The sequence below is a fragment of the Sinorhizobium arboris LMG 14919 genome, from assembly GCF_000427465.1.
Taxonomy (GTDB): Bacteria; Pseudomonadota; Alphaproteobacteria; order Rhizobiales; family Rhizobiaceae; genus Sinorhizobium; species Sinorhizobium arboris.
Genome location: NZ_ATYB01000014.1, coordinates 3,047,549 through 3,063,773, shown reverse-complemented (window position 1 = coordinate 3,063,773; position 16,225 = coordinate 3,047,549). Strand labels below are relative to the sequence as shown.

Below are 16,225 nucleotides of genomic sequence, written 5' to 3'. Positions count from 1 at the left end.
CAGATGGGAGCTGACCGTCATGGCCGGAAACGCCGTGCAACGGCAAACCATTCTTTCCCTTCGCGAGACCATTGCGCGGATTGAAGATCGCGGGCTGCCGGGATGCGTCCGGTCGGCCAAGGCGGCTGACCCTGCCGGCTTTCGGCGCGGGAAGGAGGAAGCCTCCCGCCGCAGGGTCCTGCCGCTCGGCGTCCCGCCCTTCGATGACGTCCTGAACGGCGGGTTGCCGCTCGAGGGCATGATGGAGATCCGCAATGCCGAGACCCGGGATGCGGGTGCGGCCGCCGGTTTCGTGGCGGCGCTTGCGGCGCTCTATCAGCAGCAGAAGAAGGAGAATGGCTGTCTGGCCCCGGTCCTTTGGATCAGCCAGACGCTTGCTGCCCGTGAGGCGGGTCAGCCTTATGGGCCGGGCCTCAAGGCCCATGGGCTCGACGCCGAGCGCTTCCTCTTCGTTTCGGCACGCACGGTGAAGGACGCGCTGTGGATCACCGAGACGGCGCTTTCGGTGCCGGTCTTCGCCGCGGTCGTTCTGGAAATCCGCGGCAATCCTGCCTGTCTCGCCTTGAGCGAGAGCCGGCGTCTGCATGTGAGGGCCCGGGCGGGCGGCGTGCCTCTCCTCGTCTTGCGTCAGGCGGGCGAGGAGGAGGCGAGCAGCGCCTTCTTCCGGCTCCAGGTCAGGCCGGCACCGGCCGGCGAACGTCCTCTTCCCGATGGTTCGGTGCTTTGCGGCAGCATCGGCCATCCCGCCTTTCACCTCCTTGTCGAAAAAAGCAGGCTTCAAGCCTCTGACGACATCTTTCTTGAATGGAACGCCCATGACCGCCGCTTCTACTCACTCGATGAATGCCGGAACGCCGCTCTTCGGACAAACGATGAGCCAGCGGATCCTGTCGATCCACTTTCCGCATCTGCCGGCCGATCGCATCGCGCGCAGCCGATGGGGCGCCTCCTGGCTTTCGCGCGGGCGTCCTGACCATCCGCCCGTCGTCTTCGCCGCCAAGATCGACAATGCCATGCGGCTCGTTGCGCTCGATACTTTTGCAGAGCGCATCGGCCTGAAGCGCGGCCAGGGGGCGGCGGAAGCCCGCGCCATGTGTCCCTCGCTCGACGTGATTGCCGCCGATCCTGCCGCCGACCTGGCCTTTCTGGAGGCGCTTGCCGACTGGTGCGATCGCTATACGCCGCTCGTGGCACTCGACGGCACGGATGGGCTGTTCCTCGATATCACCGGCTGCGCCCATCTTCATGGCGGCGAAAAGGCGCTCATAAGCGATGTCCTGTCGCGTCTTTTCTCTCTCGGCGTCGAGGCGCGGGCGACCGTCTCCTCCACAGCCGGCCTTTCCTGGGCCGTCACCCGGTACGGCGATATCGACGTCATTGCGCCCGGGGATGGGGATCCGGTTCTTGCACCCCTGCCGGTCGCCGCGCTGCGACTGCCGGCGGAGACCTCGGCCGCACTCGAACGGGTCGGGCTGAAGCAGATCGGCGATCTTCTCGAAGCGCCGCGGGCGCCGCTCGCCCGCCGCTTCGGCTCTTTTCTTCTCCTCAGGCTCGATCAGGCGAGGGGCTTCGAGGACGAGCCGCTTTCACCCCGGCTGCCCGTGGCGAGCTTCTCCGCCGAACGCCGGCTCGCCGAGCCGCTGCAGGACGAGGAATACATTCTCGAACTGACCCGGCATCTCGCCAGGGATGTCCGCTCGTCGCTGGAGCGGCATGGCGAAGGCGGGCGGCTCTTCGAACTTCTTCTCTTCCGGGTCGACGGCAGGGTATTCCGCGTTCGCGCCCACGCGGCCGTGCCCTTGAACGATGCCGGTCGCATCGCCGCTCTCTTTCGCGAGCGGCTGCAGGCGGTTCATGACGATCTCGATGCAGGATATGGTTTCGAGATCGTCCGGCTTTCGGTCCTCAGAAGCGAAAGGCTCGATCCGGCGCAGCAGGATTTTTCCGGCGTTCCCGACGAAAGCCAACCGCTGGCGGCCTTCGTCGACAAGGTCTCCGCCCGCTTCGGGCCGGATTGCCTGATGCAGGCGACCCTTGCCGAAAGCCATCTGCCGGAACGGGCGGGCGGATTTGCCTCCGTGACGGACGTGGCCGCGGTCCTGAGGCCGCCTGCCCTTGAAGAGGGCGCTTTCCCCGAGAACCGTCCGCTTCGGATTTTCGCCCATCCCGAACCGGTGGAGGCGACGGCGGAAGTGCCCGAGGGCGCGCCGCGCAGCTTCAACTGGCGCAAGACCCGGTACCGCGTCGCCCGTGCCGAGGGGCCGGAGCGCATCGCCGCCGAATGGTGGATCGACGGGGAGAACCATCCGACGCGCGACTATTTCCGGATCGAGGATCAGGACGGGCGCCGCTTCTGGCTGTTTCGCGAGGGCCTTTACGGAAGAGAGACCGCCTCGCCCCGCTGGTTCATGCACGGAGTTTTCGCATGAGCGTGGGTACTGTCTTCTACGAGTTCGGTGCGCGCACGAATTTCTCCTTCCTCGAAGGGGCGGCGCCGGCCGAGGAGATGGTCGTTTTCGCCAAGAAGGCGGGGCTTGCCGGTCTCGGCATCGCCGATCGCAACAGCGTCGCCGGCGTCGTCAGGGCGCATGCCAAGGCGAAGGTGGAGGGCTATCCTTTCCGGCCGGGCGCCCGCCTCGTTTTTGCCGACGGCACGCCGGACATTCTCGCTTATCCGAAGAACAGGCGGGGCTGGGGACATCTCTGCCGGCTGCTCAGCGCCGGGAATCTGCGCTCGAAGAAGGGCGATTGCACGCTTCATCTCGCCGATCTGCTCGAATGGCAGGAGGAGCTTCTTCTGATCGTAATGCAAAGCGAAGGGCGGCCGGAACCGGAGAGCCTGGAGGTACTGCTCGGGAAATTGCAGGAGCATGCGGGCAACCGGCTCTATCTCGGCCTGGCGCCGCATTATGACGGCTTCGACCGGCATGACTTTGCCGTTCTGGCCGCAATTGCCCGAAAGGCCGGCATCGGGTTACTCGCTACCAATGACGCGCTCTATCACGCTCCGCATTACAGGCCGCTTGCGGATGTCGTCACCGCCATCCGGGAACATGTGCCGATCGCCGGAGCCGGTTTCCTTCTGCAGAAGAATGCCGAAAGGCACCTGAAGGGTCCAAGGGAAATGGCCCGGCTTTTCAGCGGCTATCCCGAGGCGATCGCCAATACCGGGAAATTTTTCAGGGAGCTCGCCTTCAGCCTCGACGAGCTCAGCCACCAATATCCGGACGAAAACGCCAAAGGAGAGACGCCGGCCGAAAGCTTGCGGCGGCTCGTCGCAGAAGGCGCGGCTGAGCGCTATCCCGAAGGCGTTCCCGACAAGGTGAAGCGGCAGATCGACTATGAGTTGGAACTCATTCATGACAAGAAGTACGAGCCTTACTTTCTGACCGTTCATAAGCTGGTGAGGTTTGCCCGCAGCAAAGAGATTCTTTGCCAGGGACGAGGGTCGGCGGCCAATTCCTCCGTCTGCTTCTGCCTCGGCATCACCGATGTCGATCCGCAGAAATTCACTTTGCTGTTCGACCGCTTCCTGTCGAAGGATCGCGACGAGCCGCCCGATATCGATGTCGATTTCGAGCATGAGCGGCGCGAAGAGGTGATCCAGTATATCTACAGGACCTACGGCAAGGAGCATGCCGGGCTTACCGCCGCGGTGATCAGCTATCGCTCACGCTCCGCAGGGCGCGAGGTCGCCAAGGCCTTCGGCCTCTCCGAGGATGTGCAGTCGGCCCTCGTCAGTTCGATCTGGGGCTGGGGGACCTCGCCTTTCACCGAGGAGCAGGCAAAAGGCGCGGGGCTCGACGCGGCGGACCCTCTCACCAGGCGCGTCCTGGCCTATGCCAGTCTGCTCATGAATTTTCCGCGCCATCTCTCGCAGCATGTAGGCGGCTTCGTGATTACCCGCGACAGGCTCGACGAGGTCGTGCCGATCATGAATACGGCGATGCCCGACCGCTACATGATCGAATGGGACAAGGACGATCTCGACGAGTTGAAGATCCTGAAGGTCGACGTGCTGGCGCTCGGCATGCTGACCTGCCTTGCCAAAGGCTTCAAGCTTCTGGCGGCGCATTACGGAAAGCAGAAAACGCTGGCCGAAATCTATCAGGACCAGCAGAAAGCCGTTTACGACATGATCTGCCGCGCCGATACGGTCGGGGTCTTCCAGATCGAAAGCCGGGCGCAGATGAGCATGCTGCCGCGCCTGCAGCCGCGCGAAATGTACGATCTGGTGATCGAGGTTGCGATCGTCCGCCCCGGTCCCATCCAGGGCAATATGGTGCACCCCTATCTGAAGCGGCGCGAAGCCCAGCGCAGGGGCGAGGCGGTCGTGTATCCGAGCCCGGAATTGAAGGCGGTCCTGGAAAGGACGCTGGGCGTGCCTCTGTTCCAGGAGCAGGCGATGCAGATCGCGATCACCGCCGCCGGCTTCTCGCCCAGCGAGGCCGACCGCCTGCGCCGCGCCATGGCCACCTTCAAGCGGACCGGTACGATCCACACCTTCGAGCGGAAGATGGTGGAGGGCATGGTCGCGAATGGCTACGAGAGGGAATTCGCCGAGCGCTGCTTCAACCAGATCAAGGGATTCGGCGAATACGGCTTCCCCGAGAGCCATGCTGCCTCCTTCGCCTCTCTCGTCTATGCCTCGGCCTGGCTCAAGACCTATTATCCGGACATCTTCTGCGCCGCGCTCCTGAACGCGCAGCCGATGGGTTTCTATGCGCCGGCGCAATTGGTGCGCGATGCCCGCGAACACGGGGTCAAGATGCTGCCGGTCGACATCAATCATTCGGATTGGGATGCCCTGCTCGAAGGCGAGGGCGCGTTCAGCAAGGATGCTGTCGACCCGCGCCACGCCAGCATGCGGGAGGTAATCGAAACCCGGAAAGCCGTGCGGCTTGGCTTCCGGCTGGTCAAAGGACTGAAGCAAACGGATATGGAGGCGCTCGTCGCGTGCCGGGGAGAGGGATACCGCTCCGCTCATGACCTATGGCTTCGCTCCGGGCTTTCCCGCTCCGTTCTGGAGCGCCTTGCGGATGCCGATGCCTTTCGGTCGATAGGCCTCGACCGGCGGGCGGCCCTCTGGGCGGTGAAGGCGCTCGACGAGCAGTCGGCGGTGGAGCGGCTGCCGCTTTTCGAGGGGGCGGGTTCAGTCGATCTGCAGGCCGAGCCCAAGATCGCTCTTCCCGACATGCCGGCCGGCGAACAGGTCATTCATGATTATCGCACTTTGACGCTCTCCCTGAAGGCGCACCCCGTTTCCTTCATGCGGGAGGATTTTTCCCGAATAGGCATCCTGCGCAGCCGGGATCTGGCGGCAACTGCGACAGGAAAATGGGTGACGGTGGCGGGCCTTGTGCTGGTCAGGCAGCGGCCGGGTTCCGCCAATGGCGTCATCTTCATGACGATCGAAGACGAAACCGGCATCGCCAATATCATCGTCTGGGAAAAGACGTTTCACAAATACCGGCCGCAGGTCATGGGATCGCGGCTTGTGAAAGTCCGCGGCCGCTTGCAGAGCCAGAGCGGCGTCATTCACGTGGTCGCCGATCATCTCGAGGATATAACGCCGATGCTCGGCCTGCTGCGCCGGGAAGCGCGGCGTTTCGGCGCCAACGACCGGGCGGACGGCGCCTTGCGGCCGAGCGCGGACGCCCGCGAGAAAAGAAAACTCCGGCAATTGAGCCTGGGCCTGCCCGCCGGGGCAGAGCCGGAGGGCGAGACGGCCGCCCAGGTGGCGCAGGTCATGCCGAAGGGGCGCAATTTCCATTGAACCCGAAATCGCATGCCACTCGCACCGTTCCAAGGAGGATCCTGTGTAAAAATGTCGCAGGCATTCCAGCCGGAACTACAAGTTATGGAAGAAAAATACTCTCCTTAGAATCGCCTAATGTAATGAAAATGCGATGATTTCCGTCAAGTTTAGAACGGCTCTAATGCATGCCTCAACCATATGGAGAGGAGTTTTTAGTTGACGGCAAATGTCCTCTTTTGCTTTATCGCAAAATCAGAGCGTTGCGTATGGCAGGCAAGACGAAATGCTGGTTTGCAGTTGCAATTTCATCACCGAGAAAGAAATCGAGGACACGATCGTCAGCCTCCTCGACGAGGACTGTTGGCAGCTGATCGTGCCGGCGAAAGTCTATCATGCGATGGAAAAACGCGGCCGTTGCTGCGGCTGTTTTCCCAACGTCGTCGACATCATCATCCGCACCACCGAGCAATATCACGCCCGCCGCGACTCGACGGACGCCGAGATATTTGATTTCATGAGCCGCCTCAGACAATTCCATGAAGAAAACCGGAGGGCGGATCTTGAAAGGCGACGCAAAGGTCATCGAGCAGCTTAACGAAGCGCTCTATCTCGAACTCGGTGCCGTAAACCAGTATTGGCTGCATTACCGCCTTCTCGAAGATTGGGGTTATACGCTGCTCGCCAAGAAGGAGCGGGCCGAATCGATCGAGGAAATGCACCACGCCGACAAGCTCGTCGCGCGCATCATTTTCCTCGAAGGCCATCCCAACCTGCAGACGGTCGCGCCGCTACGCATCGGACAGAATGTCAGGGAAGTGCTGAAGGCCGACCTGGCAGGTGAATACGACGCCCGTACGGCCTATAAGAACTCCCGCGATATCTGTCACGCGGCCGGCGATTACGTCTCGATGAAGCTCTTCGAGGAACTCCTTGCAGACGAGGAAGGCCACATCGACTTCCTCGAAACCCAGCTCGACCTGCTCGACAAGATCGGTGACGAGAAATACGGCCAGCTCAACGCCGCTTCGGCTGACGAAGCCGAGTAAATCCCAGCCCCCTCAAGGGGCGGCGAATTAAATCAGCCCCTCATCCGGCCTGCCGGCCACCTTCTCCCCGCTTGCGGGGAGAAGGGGACAGGCGGCAAACGCCAGGCGTCTTCCGCCGTCGAATGCGGGGCAAGGCGGAGCCGCGTGTCCTTCTCCCCGCAAGCGGGGAGAAGGTGGCGGCAGCCGGATGAGGGGCTTATTCCGGTATCCTTTCGCTCACGGTACCAGATGCGAAAACGCGGCGACGACCTCTTCATAGGCCTTGCGCTTGAAGGGCACGATCAAGCCCGGCAGCTCGTGCATGGGCTTCCATTCCCAGGCGTCGAATTCCGGCTCGTGGCCGCCGGGCGGCGGGTTGATGGCGATCTCGCTTTCGTCGCCCTCGAAGCGGAGGGCGTACCAGCGCTGCCTCTGACCGCGGTACTTGCCCTTTAGTCCGATTCCGATCAGATGCGACGGCAAGTCGTAATAGATCCAGTCCGGTGCTTCGGCAATGAGCGAAACCGAGCGGATGCCGGTTTCCTCGTAGAGTTCGCGATAGGCGGCCGCGAGCGGGTCCTCGCCCTCGTCGATGCCCCCTTGCGGCATCTGCCAGAGTTGCGGCGAACCGTCATATTCGGAATTGCCGACGGCGAGCCGGTGCCCGGCCCAGACAAGTCCCTGCCGGTTGAGAACCATGACGCCGACACATGGCCGATAGGGCAGATCATCCGCCGTTCTGACGCGCCCACTATCCTTGCCCATATCATCCTTCCTCTGCATGTTTCCGCAAGCCGTATGACACGGCTACCCGCTGACTAAATCAGTTCTGTTTCGGATCTTTGACGAGCGCGGCCACGCCGACCACCTCGATGCCCCGTCCGCCGGCTTCCTCGATCCATTCGGCGATGGCCGCCACGCTTTCGTCGAAGGCGGAAGCGACCCCGATGGCTGTGCCGTTCCTCCGCGCGATGCGCTCCAATTCGTCGAGCCTGCGCAGGATGGCATTGCGGCTGAGCTCGGCGTCGAGCATGAGATCGGCGAAACCGTGCGGCACGTCGAAGGCGCCGGCGAGTGTGCCCGAGAGCGATTGCGCCGACGTCCCGTCGTCCAGAAACAGAAGACCCCGCCTGCCGAGATCGCGCATGACCGGCTCGAGCGCATCCGCGTTGGAGAGGAACCGCCCTCCCAGATAGTTCATGATGCCGGTGTAGTTGGTGATCTGCCCCATGCTGCGGTGCAAAGCCGCAAGGTTCTTCCCGGCATCGGAAGAAACGCGCAGCGCATGCGGGCCCGGATCGTCGTTCGGGTCATCGAAAGATTCCATCGGCACTTGCAGCAGGATTTCGTGGCCGTCGCGCCTTGCCTCCTGCATCCAGCGCTGCAAGCTGTTTCCGGCCGCGGCGAAGGCGAGCGTCACTTCCGGCGGCAGATTGCGGATGACACGCTGCGTCCCCGTCTGGCTGAGCCCGAGGCCGCCGACCACGATGGCGATCCGCGTTCCGCGCGCGCCGGACCAGGGGCGCGCATATTGGTCCATGGGCCTCAGCCCATCCGGGCCGATGACCGGCAGGCGGCCTTCGGGGCTGTCTTCCAGCAGGCTTTCATTCGGAAGGGCGGCCATGCGCGGATCCTGGCCGCGCGCCGTTCCGGCATCGATGAGGGCGGGGCCGCCGGACTCGCGCGGACGGGGCGTGTATTTCCTGACCGTCGCGCCGTCGTCGGCCAGAACTTCCTCGACATGCGCGCCGGAGAGTGCGCCGCTGCGGTTGAGCGAACCGGACGGGTTCTGTGCTTTGCCACCCCCGACGGCGCGCGTTTGCTCGGCGGCTGCAGTCGCTTCGCTCGCTCCCGGCGTCGCGGGCGAGTGGCTCAGGAGACCGGGAGAAAGGGCGCTCCATGCCGTGAGCCCGATGACCGCAAGAGCTCCGGAGCCAAGGCCGCAGTAGCGCAGGAGGCGACGGAGATCGCGCTTGCGTGCCGGTCTCTCCTTCCGGTTCTGGCCAAGGGGGGCATTGAGATCAGTTGCCAAACGGGGCCTCGGTCGAGCTTCGATCCTGGCGCGAATCGCTGCCGGCCATGACGATGAAACATGAAGGGACCAGAATCATCGCATAAACGGCTGCGTCCGATGGATAATATAAAGGCGCCGGGTTGAACAGCCCGGCGCCTCCTGTTTGATGCAGCCCAAAACTGGCGGGCGAGGGATCTATTCCTTCAGTTGCGCCTGTTCCGGATTGGCCGGGAAGGACGGATCCGTCTTCTTGCCGCGCAACAGGTCGAACGCATAGTTGAGCTGAATGTCGTCCTTGGGTTCCGGCGGCACGTAGGCGACCGAGCCGGAGCCCTCTTCGGTCTCTTCCTGACCCGGAATGTGGCCGCGCAGATCGGATTCGCCCTGCGCTTCCACCTTGCCCAGAAGCTCTGGCGGCAGCGGCTGTTCGACCTTGATGTCAGGGGTGATGCCGGTGCCCTGAATCGACTTGCCGGACGGCGTGTAATAAAGCGCCGTCGTCAGACGCAGCGCGCCGGCGTCGCCGAGCGGGATGATCGTCTGCACCGAACCCTTGCCGAAGGAGCGCGTACCGAGAACGGTCGCGCGCTTCAGGTCCTGGAGTGCGCCGGCGACGATTTCCGAAGCGGACGCCGAACCGCCGTTGACGAGCACGACGACTGGCTTGCCATCGGCGAGATCGCCCGGGGTCGCATTGAAGCGGCGGGTTTCGTCCGGATTGCGGCCGCGGGTCGAAACGACCTCGCCACGCTCCAGGAACGCGTCCGAGACATTGATCGCCTGATCGAGCAGGCCGCCCGGATTGAGGCGCAGGTCGAGGACATAGCCCTTGAGCTTGTCTGCGGGAATTTCCGCCTTGATCTTCTCAATGCCCTTCTTCAGGTCTTCGAAGGTCTTTTCCGTAAACGAGATGACCCTGAGATAGCCGATATCCCCCTCGACACGCACCTTCACGGCGCGGACTGCGATCACGTCGCGCACGATCGTCAGCTCAATCGGCTTTTCGGCTCCCTTGCGCAGGATCGTCAGCTTGATCGGTGTGCCGACGGCACCGCGCATCTTGTCGACCGCCTCCTCGAGCTTGAGGCCGCGGACGTCCTGACCGTCGATCTTCGAGATGAAATCGCCTGCGAGCACGCCGGCGCGGGCGGCGGGCGTGTCGTCGATGGGGCTCGTCACCTTGACGAGATCGTCCTCCATGGTGACCTCGATGCCGAGGCCGCCGAACTCGCCGCGCGTCTGGGTGCGCATGTCTTCGGCGTCGGCCGAGTTCATATAGCTCGAATGCGGGTCGAGAGACGAGAGCATGCCGTTGATGGCGTTCTCGATCAGCTTGTCATCCTGCGGCGGCGTCACGTATTGCGCGCGCACGCGCTCGAAGACGTCGCCGAAGATCGCGAGTTCCCGGTATGTCGACGAATTCGCGGCCACGGCCGGCATGGTTGCCGAATAGACGACGCCCATCGCCGTGGCGCCCATCAGCGCCCCGACCAGGACAAGTGAAGCTCTACGTATCATTTCGCGCCCTTCCAACCTCTGCTGCGGTCCACCACGGTCGGGAATCAACCGGCTTCCCGTCTTTTCTGAATTCAATGTAAAGCGTTGGCCTGTCGGTTTCCAGCGCCAAGGCCGCCGCACTCGCCACTCTTTTTGCACCCATCGTCGCCACCGGCTCGCCGGCCACGACGAACTGTCCCGGCCGGACGCTGACGTTCTCCATGCCGGCGAGCACGATATGATACCCGTCGCCGGCGTTGAGAATGATCATCTGCCCGTAGCTGCGGAAACTCCCGGCATAGACGATCCACCCGTCCGCCGGCGTGGTCACCAGCGCGCCTGCATTGGTCTCGAGCATGATCCCCTGCAGTGAATGCCCTGTTCCGTCCGCGTCGCCAAAACGGCGCACAAGCGAACCGGCAACGGGAAAGGCCAGCCGCTCCCGCAGCTCGGAAAAGACATATGCCGGCGCAATGCGGTTTTTGTCGGGCACTGCACTCCTGGCGAGCTCCCGCGCAGCCTCCCGTTCGGCCTCGCTCATGCGGCGGCGCTCCTCCTCTTCGGCGCGGGCGGCGGCGGCCGCTTCGCGCACGGAGGAGATATCGTTTTCGAGCGATGCGATCAGACCCTCGAGGTTCTCCGCCTGCAAGGCGAGCTCCTCGGCCTTGCGCTGTTCAACCGCCAGGTCGGCCGCGTTGCGTTGCCTCAGCTTTTCCTTTTCGGCAACGAGCATGGACATGCGCCGTTCTTCCTCGAGCCGGGCGGTCATTGCGGCAGTCAGTTCCTCGCGTTCCCTGGCGATGCCCGCGCGAATATCCGCAAGTGCCTGCAGGTCGGCGACGAGGCTCTGGGTTTGCTCGCGTATTTCGGGAACGACGGCGCCGAGCAGAATGGCGCTCCGGACCGAGGCGAGCGCATCCTCCGGCGTCACGAGGATTGCCGGCGGCGGATTTCGGCCCATGCGCTGGAGGGCGGCCAGCACTTCGGCGAGCAGGCCGCGACGGGCGCGCAGCGAACGCCGCACCACATCCTCCTTGACGCGCAGGTCGCGGAACTTCCTTTCTCCGTCGGCGATGCGGCGTTCGAGCTCCTGCCGCTTGGCTGCCGAATCCACGAGGGCGCCACGCAGCGCCTCGTTGCTCTTGTCGATCTCGGCGATCGTCTTCTCGAGTACCTCGGAGCGCTCCCGCGACAGCGTGATCGTCCTCGACAGCGCCTCCAGTTCGCTCGCGGTGCTGTCGCGCCGGACGGCGAGGTCAGCCGCCGGGTCCGGCGGCGCCTGCTCCGCGGCGCTCACGCCGGATGGCGCGCCCGCAGGCGCGTCCTGAGCCGCAGTCGGGCCGATCACCGACAGGAAAAGCGCCATGATCGCAGTACCGCGGCCGAACCGCCGGGCACTGCGTTCCAAGTCGACTCTAGTGGCTGAAGGTCTCATCCAGTTCGCAGGTCCAAAAGTTAGGAGACCCTAGTCTGATTTGGCGGGGCAAACCAATACATATTCGCGTTATCGGGTCGGGAGGCGGACGAAGCTTCCTTCAGTCGTTGGGAGGTTGGGAGGGGCTTCGACTCGTGATCTACGCTCGATGATAAGGATGCCCCGAAAGGATAGTCACGGCGCGATAAAGCTGTTCGGCGATGAGGATGCGCACGAGCTGGTGCGGCCAGGTCATCCTCCCGAGGTTGAGCACGGCGTCGGCGCGTGCGTGGAGCGCCGGATCGAGCCCGTCGGCGCCGCCAATCGCGATCGTCAGGTCGCGTTTGCCGCTGTCTCTGAAACGACCAAGCAGGCGCGCGAAAGCTTCCGAGTCGAGCGCTTTGCCGCGCTCGTCGAGCAACACGAGAAGGCTGCCGTCGGCGAGCGTTTTTTCAAGCTGGGCGGCTTCCTCGCGTTTGCGGGTTTCGGCATTGGCGGCGCGGCTTTCGGCCGTTTCCACGACGCGGGCCAATTCAAGGCCGACGGCCGGACCCGCCTTGGCGAACCGGTCGAGATAGCGGCCCGCAAGGTCCTTTTCCGGCCCCGCCTTCAGGCGGCCGACTGCGAAAAGTCCTATACGCATGATCCCGATCCGTCCCCGCCGGCGCAGGCCGATACTGCTGCATGCATCCTCAAATCGAAGTGGATCCAAGAAATAACGAGCAGCACCTGTGGTGCAGCGACCATTGCGCGTCCGCCCGGACGCCCGGTGCTGCAGTTTCGACCGGCAAAACAACTCTTGCCGCCATCCGCCTTAGCGGCGGTGACAGCCCGCGTTTCACATTCGGCACCGGCCGTCGCTCCGTCCTGAGTCGATGGTCAGGATCGGGCGACGCGTCTCAGTGCAGGGTACCGTCTTCGACGTCGGGAGCCGCCCACATCTTTTCGATGTTGTAGAACTCCCGGATCTCCGGCCGGAAGATGTGAACGATCACATCGCCGGTGTCGATCAATACCCAGTCGCCACCCTCGAGACCTTCGACGCGCGCCCTGCCAAGGCCGTCGTCCTTCAGGTCCGTGATCAAGTGGTCGGCAATGGCCATCACATGCCTGTTCGATCGCCCGGAGACGACGACCATGAAGTCTCCCAGCGCCGATTTTCCGGCAATGTCGATGGTTACGATATTTTCTGCCTTCGAGTCCTCTAGGCTTTCGAGGACCAGTTGAAGCGCACGGACAGCGGCTTCGTCGCTCGATTCCGTGCTGCGGGGGAATGCTGATGTCGCATATCCCTTGGCGTGTGCTGTTGTCAGGGTTTTTCCTTTCCAAATGAACAGAACAGGCACGTTCGATTCGAAGTAATTGTTCGAACCGTACCTAAATGTAGGCATCAAACCTATACGGTTTCAAGACAGGAGAACGGAATCACTGGAAATCACCCGGATTTGGACGAGCGAAGCGCCGTCGAGCTCAGGCCCGAACGGGGCCCGTGAATGAAAGTCCAGGCGGGCGCGCGGCGGAAGGCGAGGGCTCCCGCATCGTCCTCGTCGACGCGAGCGTGGCTGAAGGCCCTCGCCATGGGCGATGAGAGATAGGCGAGGGTCGATCCCGGGCGGTCGATGACGGCGATCGGGAAAGTGGCGACGATCTTGCGCCAGTCCTGCCAGCGGTGAAAGTTCTTGAGATTGTCCGCACCCATGACCCAGACGAAATGCACATCGCGGTTGCGGGCGCGAATCACTTCCAACGTGCGGGCCGTATAGCTCTGCCCGAGTGCCTGCTCGAAAGCGGTCACCTTGATGCGCGGGTTGCCGGCGATCTTTTCGCTCTTCGCGATCCGTTCGCCAAGCGGCGCGAGATCGTTGCGATCCTTGAGCGGATTGCCGGGCGTTACGATCCACCAGAGCTGGTCGAGACCGAGCCTGCGCAAGGCGGTCTCTGCGACGAGCGCATGCCCTTCATGCGGCGGATTGAAAGATCCGCCGAAGAGGCCGACTGCCATACCGGATTCGACATGCGGCATGCTGAGATAGCGCGCATTCACTTCGCTCGGTGTCGTCAGGGCCGCACCTGTCCGGTGCCGCGCACACGATATTTGAACGAGGTGAGCTGCTCGACGCCGACGGGTCCGCGCGCATGCATCTTGCCGGTGGCGATGCCGATCTCGCCACCCATGCCGAACTCGCCGCCGTCGGCAAATTGAGTCGAGGCATTGTGCAGCAGGATCGCCGAGTCGATCTCGGAGAAGAATCGCTCGACCACGGCGCGATCCTCGGCGATCACGGCCTCGGTATGCGCCGACGACCAGGTGTTGATGTGCTCGATCGCGCCGGAAATGCCGTCGACCAGTCTCGCCGAAATGATCGCGTCGAGATACTCGGTCGCCCAATCCTCGTCGGTTGCAGCTTTCAGGCCGGGCATGAGCCTTCCGAGGTCGTCGCAGACGCGCACCTCGCAGCCCGCATCGACGAGCGCCTGGAGGAGAGGCATTGCGAAGTTTTCGGCGGCGTTGCGGTCTATCAGCAGCGTCTCGGCTGCGCCGCAGATGCCGGTACGGCGCATCTTCGCATTGACGACGATCTTCTTCGCCATATCGGGATCGGCCGACGCATCGACATAGATGTGGCAGAGACCTTCGAGATGGGCGAAGACCGGCACACGCGCCTCGTTCTGTACGCGGGCGACAAGGCTTTTTCCGCCGCGCGGCACGATCACGTCGATCGCCCCGTTCAAGCCGGTGAGCATCGCGCCGACGGCAGCGCGGTCGGCGACCGGCACCATCTGGATCGCATCCTCCGGCAGGCCCGCGGCCGCCAGTCCTTCGACGAGGCAGGCATGGATCGCCCGTGACGAGTGAAGACTGTCGGAGCCGCCGCGCAGGATCACCGCATTGCCGGCCTTGAGGCAGAGTGCGCCCGCATCCGCCGTGACGTTCGGCCGGCTTTCATAGATCACGCCGATGACGCCCAGCGGCGTACGCACCCGTTCGATGTGGAGCCCGTTCGGGCGGTCCCATTCGGAGATCACTTCGCCGACCGGGTCCCTGAGCTCGGCGATCGCGCGGATGCCGTCCGCCATGTCGCGGATGCGGCTTTCCGTCAGCGTCAGCCGGTCGATGAAGGCGCTGGCGACGCCGCTTTCACGCGCGTTGTCGAGGTCGAGCGCATTGGCGGCGAGAATTTCCGCAGTCCTCGCGGTCACGGCCGCTGCCATGGCGATGAGCGCCGCATGCTTGCGCTCGGCGCTTGCCGTCGCGAGTGGCCGGGCGGCCGCTTTTGCGCGGCGGCCGATGTCCAGCATCATCGCGTTGACGTCCTTGCCGTTCTCGACCGTCTCAAGCATGGAGCTTGCCCTTTCCCTCGTCGCTTTCCTCCGCCAGCCGCGCGCCCGATGGAGCGGTCATGACCAGATCGTCGCGATGCACCATGGCGGTGCGGCCGGCATAGCCGAGGATAGCGCCGATCTCGGCCGATTTCTTGCCGGCGATCTGCCGCGCCTCGTCGGCATCGTAGCCGGCGAGCCCGCGGGCGATCTCGCGGCCGGACGCGCCTGTTATCGCAATCGTGTCGCCGCGGCTGAAGCTTCCCGTGACCTGCCGTACACCGGCCGGCAGCAGGCTCTTGCCGGAGCGCAATGCCGTTTCCGCGCCGGCGTCGATCACGATCGAACCGGCCGGCAGGAGCTGTCCGGCGATCCAGGTCTTGCGCGCGGTCACCGGAGAACCTGACGGCGCGAACCAGGACGAGCGCCCGCCCGCCTCGATCGCTGCCAGCGGGTGCTCCGGCTTGCCGGAGGCGATGAGCATCGCGCAGCCGGCCGTGGTGGCGATCTTGCCGGCGTCTATCTTGGTGCGCATTCCCCCGCGCGAAAGCTCTGAAGCCGCACCGCCTGCCATCGCCTCGATCTCGGGCGTGATTTCGGCGACCGTTTCGAGAAAGCGGGCATTCGGATCGATATGCGGCGGCGCGGTATAGAGCCCGTCGATGTCCGAAAGCAGGACCAGAAGATCGGCGCCGACCATGGTCGCGACCCTCGCTGCCAGCCGGTCGTTGTCGCCATAGCGGATCTCGGTCGTGGCGACCGTGTCGTTCTCATTGATGATCGGAACGGAACCGAGCTTCAAAAGCTGGCCGATCGTCGCGCGGGCATTGAGGTAGCGCCGGCGCTCCTCGGTGTCGCCGAGCGTCAGGAGGATCTGGCCGGCGACGATCGCATGGGTGGAGAGGCTCTCCGACCAGGCACGCGCCAGCGCGATCTGCCCGACGGCGGCCGCCGCCTGGCTCTCTTCGAGCTTCAAGGCACCCGCCGGCAGGTCGAGCACCGTGCGTCCAAGCGCGATCGCCCCGGAGGAGACGACGAGCACTTCGACGCCCTTGGCCCGGAGGGCCGCAATGTCGGCGCAGAGGGCGTCGAGCCAACTCTTCTTCAGCCCCGTCTTGCGGTCGACGAGAAGTGCCGAGCCGATCTTGATGACGACCCGGCGGTATTTCTCTAGCGCTTTGCGGGCCTTGGTCATG

The 16,225-nt window shown here is 64.0% G+C and carries 14 protein-coding genes; 5 read left to right on the top strand and 9 right to left on the bottom strand.

The window, feature by feature from the left end:
- The first annotated feature begins 19 nt into the window (after nucleotides 1-19).
- The 5 genes from SINAR_RS1000000137435 to bfr all read left to right on the top strand — a co-directional run bounded on the left by SINAR_RS1000000137435 (nucleotide 20) and on the right by bfr (nucleotide 6,804).
- Nucleotides 20-973: an ImuA family protein gene (locus SINAR_RS1000000137435; protein ID WP_028001806.1), complete on the top strand. Its 954-nt coding sequence runs from the start codon at nucleotides 20-22 to the stop codon at nucleotides 971-973.
- A complete protein-coding gene (locus SINAR_RS0126040) occupies nucleotides 873-2,429 on the top strand; it encodes a DUF6504 family protein (RefSeq protein ID WP_167333610.1) in 1,557 nt (518 codons plus the stop codon). The genes SINAR_RS1000000137435 and SINAR_RS0126040 overlap by 101 nt, the downstream gene beginning before the upstream one ends.
- Nucleotides 2,426-5,776: an error-prone DNA polymerase gene (locus SINAR_RS0126035; RefSeq protein ID WP_028001804.1), complete on the top strand. Its 3,351-nt coding sequence runs from the start codon at nucleotides 2,426-2,428 to the stop codon at nucleotides 5,774-5,776. The genes SINAR_RS0126040 and SINAR_RS0126035 overlap by 4 nt, the downstream gene beginning before the upstream one ends.
- A gap of 265 nt (nucleotides 5,777-6,041) precedes the next feature.
- Nucleotides 6,042-6,353: a (2Fe-2S)-binding protein gene (locus tag SINAR_RS0126030; RefSeq protein WP_028001803.1), complete on the top strand. Its 312-nt coding sequence runs from the start codon at nucleotides 6,042-6,044 to the stop codon at nucleotides 6,351-6,353.
- Entirely contained in the window at nucleotides 6,319-6,804 is a 486-nt protein-coding gene (gene bfr / locus SINAR_RS0126025; protein WP_028001802.1) for a bacterioferritin, read from the top strand. Before SINAR_RS0126030 ends, bfr begins: the two co-directional genes overlap by 35 nt.
- Nucleotides 6,805-7,020: 216 nt before the next feature.
- Here the strand turns inward: bfr and SINAR_RS0126020 are convergent, their stop codons facing one another.
- The 9 genes from SINAR_RS0126020 to proB all read right to left on the bottom strand — a co-directional run bounded on the left by SINAR_RS0126020 (nucleotide 7,021) and on the right by proB (nucleotide 16,224).
- Nucleotides 7,021-7,548 carry an RNA pyrophosphohydrolase gene (locus SINAR_RS0126020; RefSeq protein ID WP_028001801.1) on the bottom strand — a complete coding sequence of 176 codons (528 nt, stop codon included), beginning with the start codon at nucleotides 7,546-7,548 and terminating at the stop codon, nucleotides 7,021-7,023.
- 58 nt (nucleotides 7,549-7,606) lie between these two features.
- Nucleotides 7,607-8,815 carry a divergent polysaccharide deacetylase family protein gene (locus SINAR_RS0126015; protein WP_028001800.1) on the bottom strand — a complete coding sequence of 403 codons (1,209 nt, stop codon included), beginning with the start codon at nucleotides 8,813-8,815 and terminating at the stop codon, nucleotides 7,607-7,609.
- 177 nt (nucleotides 8,816-8,992) lie between these two features.
- Nucleotides 8,993-10,315, bottom strand: a complete 1,323-nt coding sequence (locus SINAR_RS0126010) for a S41 family peptidase (RefSeq protein ID WP_028001799.1) — start codon at nucleotides 10,313-10,315, stop codon at nucleotides 8,993-8,995.
- Complete coding sequence (locus SINAR_RS0126005; protein ID WP_028001798.1) at nucleotides 10,305-11,729, bottom strand: murein hydrolase activator EnvC family protein; 1,425 nt, start codon at nucleotides 11,727-11,729, stop codon at nucleotides 10,305-10,307. The genes SINAR_RS0126010 and SINAR_RS0126005 overlap by 11 nt, the downstream gene beginning before the upstream one ends.
- A 139-nt stretch (nucleotides 11,730-11,868) precedes the next feature.
- Entirely contained in the window at nucleotides 11,869-12,351 is a 483-nt protein-coding gene (gene rlmH, locus SINAR_RS0126000) for a 23S rRNA (pseudouridine(1915)-N(3))-methyltransferase RlmH (protein ID WP_028001797.1), read from the bottom strand.
- A 256-nt stretch (nucleotides 12,352-12,607) separates the two neighbouring features.
- Nucleotides 12,608-13,099 carry a ribosome silencing factor gene (gene rsfS, locus SINAR_RS0125995; RefSeq protein ID WP_028001796.1) on the bottom strand — a complete coding sequence of 164 codons (492 nt, stop codon included), beginning with the start codon at nucleotides 13,097-13,099 and terminating at the stop codon, nucleotides 12,608-12,610.
- A gap of 44 nt (nucleotides 13,100-13,143) precedes the next feature.
- Nucleotides 13,144-13,710 carry a nicotinate-nucleotide adenylyltransferase gene (locus tag SINAR_RS0125990; protein WP_234710663.1) on the bottom strand — a complete coding sequence of 189 codons (567 nt, stop codon included), beginning with the start codon at nucleotides 13,708-13,710 and terminating at the stop codon, nucleotides 13,144-13,146.
- Between the two features lie 56 nt (nucleotides 13,711-13,766).
- Nucleotides 13,767-15,050: a glutamate-5-semialdehyde dehydrogenase gene (locus tag SINAR_RS0125985; protein ID WP_028001794.1), complete on the bottom strand. Its 1,284-nt coding sequence runs from the start codon at nucleotides 15,048-15,050 to the stop codon at nucleotides 13,767-13,769.
- Complete coding sequence (gene proB, locus SINAR_RS0125980; RefSeq protein ID WP_028001793.1) at nucleotides 15,043-16,224, bottom strand: glutamate 5-kinase; 1,182 nt, start codon at nucleotides 16,222-16,224, stop codon at nucleotides 15,043-15,045. The genes SINAR_RS0125985 and proB overlap by 8 nt, the downstream gene beginning before the upstream one ends.
- Between the last annotated feature and the right edge of the window lies 1 nt (nucleotide 16,225).

Coding starts and splice junctions, on each gene's coding strand:
- SINAR_RS0126030 (WP_028001803.1), top strand. CDS start 6,042: ATGCTGGTTTGCAGTTGCAATTTCATCACCGAGAAAGAAATCGAGGAC.
- SINAR_RS0126010 (WP_028001799.1), bottom strand. CDS start 10,315: ATGATACGTAGAGCTTCACTTGTCCTGGTCGGGGCGCTGATGGGCGCC.
- proB (WP_028001793.1), bottom strand. CDS start 16,224: ATGACCAAGGCCCGCAAAGCGCTAGAGAAATACCGCCGGGTCGTCATC.
- SINAR_RS0126040 (WP_167333610.1), top strand. CDS start 873: ATGAGCCAGCGGATCCTGTCGATCCACTTTCCGCATCTGCCGGCCGAT.
- SINAR_RS1000000137435 (WP_028001806.1), top strand. CDS start 20: ATGGCCGGAAACGCCGTGCAACGGCAAACCATTCTTTCCCTTCGCGAG.
- SINAR_RS0126005 (WP_028001798.1), bottom strand. CDS start 11,729: ATGAGACCTTCAGCCACTAGAGTCGACTTGGAACGCAGTGCCCGGCGG.
- SINAR_RS0126035 (WP_028001804.1), top strand. CDS start 2,426: ATGAGCGTGGGTACTGTCTTCTACGAGTTCGGTGCGCGCACGAATTTC.
- rsfS (WP_028001796.1), bottom strand. CDS start 13,099: ATGCCTACATTTAGGTACGGTTCGAACAATTACTTCGAATCGAACGTG.
- SINAR_RS0126020 (WP_028001801.1), bottom strand. CDS start 7,548: ATGGGCAAGGATAGTGGGCGCGTCAGAACGGCGGATGATCTGCCCTAT.
- SINAR_RS0125990 (WP_234710663.1), bottom strand. CDS start 13,710: ATGGCAGTCGGCCTCTTCGGCGGATCTTTCAATCCGCCGCATGAAGGG.
- rlmH (WP_028001797.1), bottom strand. CDS start 12,351: ATGCGTATAGGACTTTTCGCAGTCGGCCGCCTGAAGGCGGGGCCGGAA.
- SINAR_RS0125985 (WP_028001794.1), bottom strand. CDS start 15,050: ATGCTTGAGACGGTCGAGAACGGCAAGGACGTCAACGCGATGATGCTG.